Raw genomic sequence first — 8,450 nt, forward strand, 5'->3', positions numbered from 1 at the left:
AGCAGAAATTTCCTTTTATTTTCAAAGGTCGAGCGTTCCCGTCGCAAGCCGCACCGCCTGGCCGCCGATGCGAGCCCGCGAAACAGAGCCATCTTTCACATCGATGTGAAGGTGGATGTGAGAGGGACGGCCCATCTCGAGGCCCTGCTCGATCATCATCGGGTGATGTCCATCCGGCAGCGCGTCGAAATGATGGATCGCGCCCGAAAGGGCAGCCACGGCAGAGCCAGTCGCAGGATCCTCGGATATGCCCATATCGGGAGAAAACATGCGCGCGTGAAACTTGGCTGCATGGTGCACGCCACCTCGACAATAGATGTAGGCGGAGGTCAATCGCCCCTCGCTCATCGGCGCTACCCTCTCCCAAAGCTGCGGTTCGAACTCGACGGCTTCAACTGCCGCGAGATCATGCAGCGGCACCAGCAGGAAAGGCACGCCAGCGCTCCAGACCATCGGCTGGTGGTTCTCGAAGCCGATGGAGCTCACCTTGACGGACAGCGCATCGGCAAGCCCCTGGCGGTCCAGCTGATGCTCGTGGTGGACAGAGAGGCGCGGCAGGTCGAATTCTGCGAAACTCGCCTCCCCTGGCCTCACGCGCACCGCACAGCGCACGGGCCCAACCGTTTCCTCAAGCACGGAAACGAGATCCATATTGGCCGTCTCGCCGCTATAGGCGCGCTCTGCAAGCGCTATCGCCGTGCCCACGGTCGGATGGCCGGCAAAGGGCAATTCGCGCCCCGGCGTGAAGATGCGGATGCGGGCCGTATGAGAAGCGTGGTCGGCGGGAAGAACGAAGACCGTCTCCGAGAGGTTCATCTCGCCCGCAATCGTCTGCATCATCTCATCCGAGAGGCCGCCGCCATCGAAGATGACCGCAAGCGGATTTCCCGCCAGTTTCCGGTCGGTGAATACGTCATAGATGGCATAGTCTCTCGCCACGGGCCGTCTCCCTTGAAGGTCTCGCTCGCGGCACACACTGCCCGAGGCGAAACGGCAAGGCAAGACGAGTAAAATCAGGCAGCGGAACCGAAATACCAGGACAGAATCGGCAGCATCGCGACCCCGTAGCGGTGCGCGGCAGGATCCCCGCTGCGGATCGCGACCGCGCGGGTAATCTCGGGCTCGGGAGAGCTCCGGGCGAAGGCATCGATCCTCTCGACCAGTTGGTCGGCTGTCTCGCGGAACCTGAAGACCCGCGCCAGCGTCAGCCGGCGGGAACGATAGCTCGCCTGAAGCACCGGATCTGCCTCGGCCTCATCGAGGTCAAGGCCGGTCTCCTCCTGCACTTCGCGGCGCATATTGCCCTCGATGTCGCAGCGCCCGTCGACCACGTCGGACAGATCGAGCGAGCCGGCCGCGAAATAGACCTGGCCCCGATTGGCCGTGTGTGGCGCCATCTCGACCGCAATCAGCGCGTCATCGGAAGAGACCAGGACGGGATAGCCGAACAGGTGGCAGGCCCCGGCAAGATCCGGCTGCCGTCGCCACCACATGAAGGTGGCAAAGCTTGACACATGCCCCTCAGCCACCAGATGCCCGTCACGATAGCGGATCTGCTGCTGCAGGATCATCTTGCCGTTGAAGAGGGCGGGATTGGCGGCAAACTCCCTCTCCCAATTCTCAGCAATGCTCTGCGCTTTGGCGACCTCCAGCGGATGCGGACCGTCCGCTACCCGCAGTTCAAGCGAGCGCACCACATGCATGCTGCCATCGGCGGGCAGACCGGTATCGTCAATCGGGGAAAGGCTCATGGCAGATGCAACGTGATGGCCATGGGGCAATGATCGGACGCCTTGGGCCGATCCCAGCCGGTACGCGGATAGCGCTCCACTTCTTGGCCCGGCGGAAACGGTGTGCGAAACGGCTGGCCGTTGCGGATCACGTCGGGCACCGCTTGCGGATTGGCCGCGGCAAGTCCTTGCGACAGCCAGATATAGTCGAGCTGGCAGAGATGCTGCTCTTCCGGTCCCCGCGCATGATAGAGCGTCCAGCGATCGAGCAACTCGCGCCGCAGCATGGCGTTCTCGGCAAAGCCGTCATGTGAGAACACATCAAGCGCACTCGGCAGATTTCCATGGGGAACGAACTCATAGCCCGAACGGCGATCCCCGACGACATCAACCCGTTCCTGATAGTCGTTCATGTCGCCACAGATGACGAAGCTCTGCTCGCTTGCATTCTCACGGCCGAAGCGATTTTCGATGATGTGGCGCACGGCCTTGGCCTCCGCCTCCCGGATCGGCATGGTCGAGGTGCGTCCATCGACGCCGTCGCGACCATTGGTCATCGATTTGAAGTGCACGACGTAGACGGTCAGCGGTCGCCCGCCGATACGCAGGTCGAGTTCCAGACAGTCACGCTTGAAGATCCTGTCCTCGGGACGGACATTGGGCCCGAGGCCCGGATGGTAAAGCCCAAGATCATGATAGGTGAGCGCCGCATGGCTGGTGACGTCGCGCAATTCGATACGCTGCCCGTCGCGCGTCTCTTCGCGCATCAGAACCGCGACATCGATGCCGCGGCTGTCATTACCCTCGACGAGGTATTTCTGCCGATAGCCTGAGCCGACCATGCGAAACAGATAGCCGTATTCGAAGGCCTTGAGCGCCTCCATGTTGTCGACCTCCTGCAGGCACAGAATGTCGGCATCAGTCTCGGCAATTGCCAGCGCCGAAAGCTGACGGGTATCGTCGGTGGACGAGACGATCCGGGCCGCTTCCAGTCGCTGATAGTCGGCTTCAGACTTAATCTCGAAGAGCTTCAGCACCCGATCCGACTTCAGCTGATTGCGAAAGCCGGTGAAATCGAACCGGGCGATCAGGTTCTCGATGTTGAAGGTCGCGATGCGTATGGACATGGGCACCTGTCAAAAGGAGCTGTCAAGCGGTGGGATCGGGCGCACTCAACCACGCCCTCCCCGCCGCTGCAACCGAAAGTCCCGCGGCTTGCCTATGCGCTCCGCCAACAGCCCCGATCAGGCCGCGCGATCGAGCGCGGTCCCGATGAGGCGTCCCAGACGCCGGATGCCTTCCTCGATCATCGCCTCATTGGCGCAGGAATAGGAAAGCCGGATCGTGTTGGCACCCGACCGGTCGGCAAAGAAGGCCTGACCAGGAACGAAGGCAACCTTCTCCGTCTCGACGGACCGCGCCAGCAGCGCCGCGCCGTCCATGCCCTCCGGCAAGGTCACCCAGACAAACATGCCACCCTCCGGCCTGGTCCACTGAGCGCCCTCGGGCATGTATCTGTCGAGTGCGGCAAGCATCGCATCACGGCGCGCCACATAGGCCGCACGGATCTTGGCGATCTGGGCGGCAAAATGCGTCTCGGCGACCTCTGCCACGACCATCTGGTTGATGGTGGAGGAATGCAGGTCGGCCGCCTGCTTCATCAGCACCAGCTTGCGAATGACGGGCTTGGCAGCGACCACGTAACCGACGCGCAGACCGGGAGCGAGCGTCTTGGAGAAACTGCCGCAATAGATCGTCCTGGAAGAGTCGATCCCGCCGCTGCGGGCTATGTCGAGCGACAGGATCGGCGGGATCGGTTCGCCGTCGTAGCGCAGATGCTGATAGGCCGCATCCTCGATGACAGGGATATCGAGTTCATCGGCGAGCGCCAGGATCTGCTGCCGCTCCTCAAGGCTCACCGTCTGGCCCGTCGGATTGGCAAAGTCGGTGGAGAGATAGGCGAACTTGACGACACTCCCCTGCGCCTCGGCCGTAGCACGATAGCTTGCCGGCGTCCGATTGCCGGTACCGAGCTGGTCATACTTTGGTTCGTAGGCGTTGAAAGCCTGCAGCGCGCCGAGATAGGTCGGCCAAGTCACGAGTGCCGTATCACCGGGCGAAATGAACAGCTTTCCGAGATAGTCGAGTGCCTGCTGGGAGCCTGAAGTGATGAAGATATTGTCGACATCACAGGCAATACCAAGCCGGCCCATCTCTTCCTTCAGCCAGACGCGCAACGGCAGATAGCCTTCGGACACCGAATACTGAAGCGCGGCCCCGGCGCGCCCGTCTGAAAAGAGATTGGCATAGGCCTTTGCGAATTCCGCCTGCGGAAACAGGGCCGGGTCAGGAATGCCACCTGCAAACGAAATGATGTCTGGCTTATCGAGCAGCTTCAGCAGTTCGCGGATCTCGGACGCGCGCATGCGCGACGACCGCGTGGCAAAGACGTGATCCCAGTTCAGCATCGGTGTTTCCTCGGGCTTGTTGTTATGGCCCGAGAAGACCACGAAAATTTCGATAGGTCAACAATACTGACCTATCGAGTTCTTTGCCTCTCGACGTGTATTCACCAATCTGAAACCATGACGGGCTTGTTTTAGAGCTTGCACTGAAACTTATGGAAGAATCCCCTATGTTTGCCCGGGAATCTGAAGGACATATGACTTGCTGCTGCAAAAGCTTACCCTCCCCATCCTCGGCACTGACGATGAAACAAATCCCCCGTGGGATCACCTCTCCGTTCTGTTCAGCATCACACCGCATCTGATTGCCGCGGCTGCGATCTTGTCCGCTTCCGTTCTGCCCTATCTGGAAGGGCAGACGGCCAAGGTCGGCATCATCTGCCTGATCCTCACGCTGCAGGTCGGACTTCGTGGGTGGGGTGACTACAGCTATCGCCGACGCCCCGCCGACGCCTCCCTCAAGCCCTGGCTCGACCGGTTTGTCCTTCTTTCCCTCGTCTCGGGCGTGGCCTGGGGCAGCGCGCTCGGCATCCTCTATACCGGTGGCAGCCCCGACACTCAGGTCGTCGTCCTTGCCGTAGGCTGCGGCATCGTCCAGTCCAGTGCCGCCCGCGCCTATCTCGCACCGCGTTCGACGTTGCTGGTGATCCTGATTGTCACGGCCTTGGTGAATGCTGCAGCCATCCGCGAAGGCAACTGGATCATGGTGCCGATCTGTGCGGCCTATGTCGGCTTCCTTGCCAGCTACATGGTCCGGCTGATTGGCCTGGACGAGAAGCGCATCGAAGCCGAACGGAAAACCCGCGTGCTGGTCGAGGCCCTTGCAGACAGCAACGAGAAACTGACGCGCGCCAACGAGCAGCTGCGTCGGCATGCACGCACCGACGCACTCACCGGCCTCGACAACCGACGGGGCTTCGACGAGGAACTCTCCCGTCGCCTTAACCTAATGCGCAGCACCGGCCGGCCGCTGGCCCTCCTCCTGATCGACGTCGACCACTTCAAGCGTTTCAACGATACCCATGGCCATCAGGCAGGTGATCGATGTCTGCAGGTGGTGGCCGAACTGCTGCTGGACAGCATCAGGCAGACGGACGGCGTGGCTGCCCGCTATGGCGGTGAGGAATTTGCAGTCCTCCTGCAGGGCCCAGACGGACTTGAACCCACCGCCTTTGCCGAAAAACTGCGGACACTCGTCGCCCAACTCCAGCTGCCAACCGAAACTGGCGGCACGGCCAGCCTGACGATCAGCATCGGGGTGGCAGTCGCCGCCCAGCACGAAGACGAAGCATCTCTCGTCGCCACCGCAGACCGGCGCCTCTACAGGGCGAAGGCAGACGGCCGAAACAGGGTGTGCGACAACGACGACACGGAACGTCTGCTCGGCCAAGCCTAGGGGCAGACAGGCAAAAAACGCGCACGAAAAAGCCGGGAAGGTTGCCCTTCCCGGCTTTCGTTTCATCTCGAAGACGAGATTAGTTGCGGGCCTTGTCGACCAACTGGTTCTTGGCGATCCACGGCATCATGCCACGCAGCTTGGCACCGACTTCTTCGATCTGGTGGCTGTCGTTCATGCGGCGGATACCCTTGAAGCGGGCAGCACCGGCACGGTATTCCTGCATCCAGTCCGAGGTGAACTTGCCGGTCTGGATGTCGTGCAGGACGCGCTTCATTTCAGCCTTGGTTTCAGCCGTGATGATGCGCGGACCGGTGACATATTCGCCCCACTCGGCCGTGTTCGAGATCGAGTAGTTCATGTTGGCGATGCCGCCTTCATAGATCAGGTCAACGATCAGCTTCACTTCGTGCAGGCACTCGAAATAGGCCATTTCCGGGGCATAGCCGCCTTCGACCAGCGTCTCGAAGCCGGCGCGGATCAGTTCAACCAGACCGCCGCAGAGAACGACCTGTTCGCCGAAGAGGTCTGTTTCGCACTCTTCCTTGAACGAGGTTTCGATGATGCCCGAACGGCCGCCACCAACGCCGCAGGCGTAGGAGAGTGCGAGTTCAAGGGCGTTGCCCGAACCGTTGTGGTGGATAGCGACGAGGCAAGGTACGCCGCCGCCCTTCTGGTATTCGCCGCGAACCGTGTGGCCGGGGCCCTTCGGAGCGATCATGACGACGTCGACGGTCGACTTTGGCTCGATCAGGCCGAAATGGACGTTCAGGCCGTGAGCGAACGCGATGGCGGCGCCGTCACGGATGTTCGGTGCGATGTCGGCCTTGTAAATGTCAGCCTGGAGTTCGTCCGGGGTCGCCATCATCATCAGGTCGGCCCAGGCAGCAGCTTCGGCAACCGTCATGACCTTGAGACCGTCGGCTTCAGCCTTCTTGATGGTCGGCGAACCGGCCTTCAGGGCAACGACGAGGTTCTGTGCGCCCGAATCCTTGAGGTTCAGCGCATGCGCGCGGCCCTGGGAGCCGTAGCCGATGATGGCAACCTTCTTCGACTTGATCAGGTTCAAGTCGGCATCACGATCGTAATAGACGCGCATTGTAGTGTCCTTCCCTATGCTTGTCAGTTGTGGTGGATGTTGTTGGTCGGCGAACCGGAACGGGATGCCCCGTCGAGGCCCGCCAATACGCGGTCGGTGCCATAAAGGGCGAGGAAAGCGGAAACCGCCTTGGCTGCCCGGCCACCGAATTTGTGGGTCTGCGGCGCTTCACCGAGCAGCATGCGCACATGCAGATCGCTGACGATGAGGCCGTAAAGCGTGCGATAGGCGTCTTCGCCGTCGCCGAAGCGCAAAAGTCCGTCCCGCTGACCGGCATCGAGCAAGGCCCGGGCGCGGCGATCGATTTGACGACGACCGCGTTCCAGAAGCAATGTGCCGAGCTTGGAGCCGTCGCGGCTCGACTGGCCGATAGCAAGACGGTTAAGCGCCAACGAAACATCGCCAGCGAGAACTTCGAGCAGGTCACGGGCAAACACATCGAGATGCTCCGTCAGGCTGGTGACGGTCAGCCGCTCGCCAGGACGCTCGAATGTGCGGACCTTGCTCGCCTGGTAGGAGATCATCGCCGACAGCAGGCCATCGCGATCGCCGAACCACTTGTAGAGGCTTTCCTTCGAGCAATTCGCAGCCCGCGCCAGACCAGCCGTCGTCACCGCCTTATCGCCACCCTCGACGAGCAGACGCAGCGCCTCGGCCAGAACGGCGTTCTGACGCGGTGTGAATTCCGAGGTCTGGCTATCAATGGACATGGACGCCTCCTAGTACCGTACGGTACGGTTCTGGCCTTTTATGTCCGGCAGAGCATCGGAGGTCAATCCCCCGATTGAAGAAATTCTCGGCAAATGCGTAAGAGCCGAGTCTGCTTCTTGGGCAGTTCGCACATTTTAAAGGCTCTGAAATCAGCCCCCGCCACCGCTGAAACAGCTCAAACGGCAGTCACAAAAGGGTGAAAAGAATAAAAAATAATCGTTGTATGTCATAGTTAAATGACGGCAAAAAGACAGCCTAACTCCCTGATTTTCCTCACTCCATTTTTCAAGTGCCAACCTGGATACCGGGTATTTTCACCGAACCAATCAGTTCGATTGTGCGCAAAGGGGTATTGTAATCCCAAGCGTTCTGCGCCAAATACATCTCATCGAACCGAGCAGTTCGATTAGCGAGGTTCTAAAGGTACACCAAAATGAAGATCATCGCAGCAGCACTCCTCACCACCCTCGCAGGCACATCGGCCGCCTTCGCGGTAGAGCCCATCCCAGGCTCGATCACCTATGGCGGTGCGCAGCCAAGGCTCGAACAGGCTCCCACCGGTTCGAACTTCTTCCATACCTTCTACGCCAATGGATCCGAGGTCCACGAGATCTATCAGGTGAATGCAGACCGGACCGTCTCCCTCGTCTCGCGTTCCGTATCAAACAGCGACTGAACGCCCAGACGACCAGAGACACATCTCTGAGACTGACGACCGAGAACACAGACTGATCATACTCACAACCACAATCCTGAGCTGAACACCAAGCGTGTCTCTCAATTCTAGATAAGGAAAACGACCATGAAGACCATCATCTCCGCAGCCCTCATCTCCCTCGTTGCCGGTTCGGCCGCTTTCGCCGCCGTCCAGCCGATCCCGGGCTCGATCACCTATGACAACGCAAACGTTCAGCTGGAAAAGGCACCGGCCGGTTCGACCTTCTTCCACACCTTCTCCAACGGTGACGGCCGTGACGTTCGCGAGATCTACAAGGTCAACGCCGACAAGTCGGTGACCCTCGTCAACCGCACCGTCTCCAACGCTTCTT

Annotated in this window: 9 protein-coding genes; 3 read left to right on the top strand and 6 right to left on the bottom strand. The window is 60.5% G+C overall.

Annotated elements, in window-relative coordinates; translation table 11 throughout:
• Positions 1-21: 21 nt before the first annotated feature.
• From C0V73_RS12685 to C0V73_RS12700, 4 genes are all read right to left on the bottom strand, one after another.
• Entirely contained in the window at positions 22-939 is a 918-nt protein-coding gene (locus C0V73_RS12685; RefSeq protein ID WP_102020321.1) for a PhzF family phenazine biosynthesis protein, read from the bottom strand.
• A gap of 74 nt (positions 940-1,013) precedes the next feature.
• Positions 1,014-1,751, bottom strand: a complete 738-nt coding sequence (locus tag C0V73_RS12690) for a DNA mismatch repair protein MutT (RefSeq protein ID WP_102020322.1) — start codon at positions 1,749-1,751, stop codon at positions 1,014-1,016.
• Positions 1,748-2,857 (bottom strand): endonuclease/exonuclease/phosphatase family protein, encoded by a 1,110-nt coding sequence (locus tag C0V73_RS12695; RefSeq protein WP_102020323.1) that lies wholly within the window; start codon positions 2,855-2,857, stop codon positions 1,748-1,750. Before C0V73_RS12695 ends, C0V73_RS12690 begins: the two co-directional genes overlap by 4 nt.
• A gap of 117 nt (positions 2,858-2,974) precedes the next feature.
• On the bottom strand, positions 2,975-4,198 hold the full coding sequence (locus tag C0V73_RS12700; RefSeq protein WP_102020386.1) for a PLP-dependent aminotransferase family protein: 1,224 nt from the start codon (positions 4,196-4,198) through the stop codon (positions 2,975-2,977).
• Positions 4,199-4,397: 199 nt separating this feature from the next.
• On the opposite strand from C0V73_RS12700, the gene C0V73_RS12705 reads away from it, so the two are divergent.
• Positions 4,398-5,591 carry a GGDEF domain-containing protein gene (locus C0V73_RS12705; protein ID WP_102020324.1) on the top strand — a complete coding sequence of 398 codons (1,194 nt, stop codon included), beginning with the start codon at positions 4,398-4,400 and terminating at the stop codon, positions 5,589-5,591.
• A gap of 79 nt (positions 5,592-5,670) precedes the next feature.
• On the opposite strand, the gene ilvC is transcribed toward C0V73_RS12705, so the two are convergent.
• Positions 5,671-6,690: a ketol-acid reductoisomerase gene (gene ilvC / locus C0V73_RS12710; RefSeq protein WP_054151077.1), complete on the bottom strand. Its 1,020-nt coding sequence runs from the start codon at positions 6,688-6,690 to the stop codon at positions 5,671-5,673.
• 23 nt (positions 6,691-6,713) lie between these two features.
• Complete coding sequence (locus C0V73_RS12715) at positions 6,714-7,400, bottom strand: TetR/AcrR family transcriptional regulator (protein ID WP_102020325.1); 687 nt, start codon at positions 7,398-7,400, stop codon at positions 6,714-6,716.
• 434 nt (positions 7,401-7,834) lie between these two features.
• On the opposite strand from C0V73_RS12715, the gene C0V73_RS12720 reads away from it, so the two are divergent.
• Together C0V73_RS12720 and C0V73_RS12725 are read left to right on the top strand one after the other, a co-directional pair.
• On the top strand, positions 7,835-8,077 hold the full coding sequence (locus tag C0V73_RS12720) for a hypothetical protein (RefSeq protein ID WP_102020326.1): 243 nt from the start codon (positions 7,835-7,837) through the stop codon (positions 8,075-8,077).
• Between the two features lie 126 nt (positions 8,078-8,203).
• The coding region (locus tag C0V73_RS12725) for a hypothetical protein (RefSeq protein ID WP_102020327.1) at positions 8,204-8,450 on the top strand (247 nt) is incomplete at its 3' end.

It is taken from the genome of Rhizobium sp. TH135 (assembly GCF_002855515.1).
Taxonomy (GTDB): Bacteria; Pseudomonadota; Alphaproteobacteria; order Rhizobiales; family Rhizobiaceae; genus Allorhizobium.

What these genes read in the sequence shown, in the direction of transcription:
- C0V73_RS12690 (WP_102020322.1), bottom strand. Translation starts at nt 1,751, where the DNA reads ATGAGCCTTTCCCCGATTGACGATACCGGTCTGCCCGCCGATGGCAGC.
- C0V73_RS12695 (WP_102020323.1), bottom strand. Translation starts at nt 2,857, where the DNA reads ATGTCCATACGCATCGCGACCTTCAACATCGAGAACCTGATCGCCCGG.
- C0V73_RS12700 (WP_102020386.1), bottom strand. Translation starts at nt 4,198, where the DNA reads ATGCTGAACTGGGATCACGTCTTTGCCACGCGGTCGTCGCGCATGCGC.
- ilvC (WP_054151077.1), bottom strand. Translation starts at nt 6,690, where the DNA reads ATGCGCGTCTATTACGATCGTGATGCCGACTTGAACCTGATCAAGTCG.
- C0V73_RS12715 (WP_102020325.1), bottom strand. Translation starts at nt 7,400, where the DNA reads ATGTCCATTGATAGCCAGACCTCGGAATTCACACCGCGTCAGAACGCC.
- C0V73_RS12720 (WP_102020326.1), top strand. Translation starts at nt 7,835, where the DNA reads ATGAAGATCATCGCAGCAGCACTCCTCACCACCCTCGCAGGCACATCG.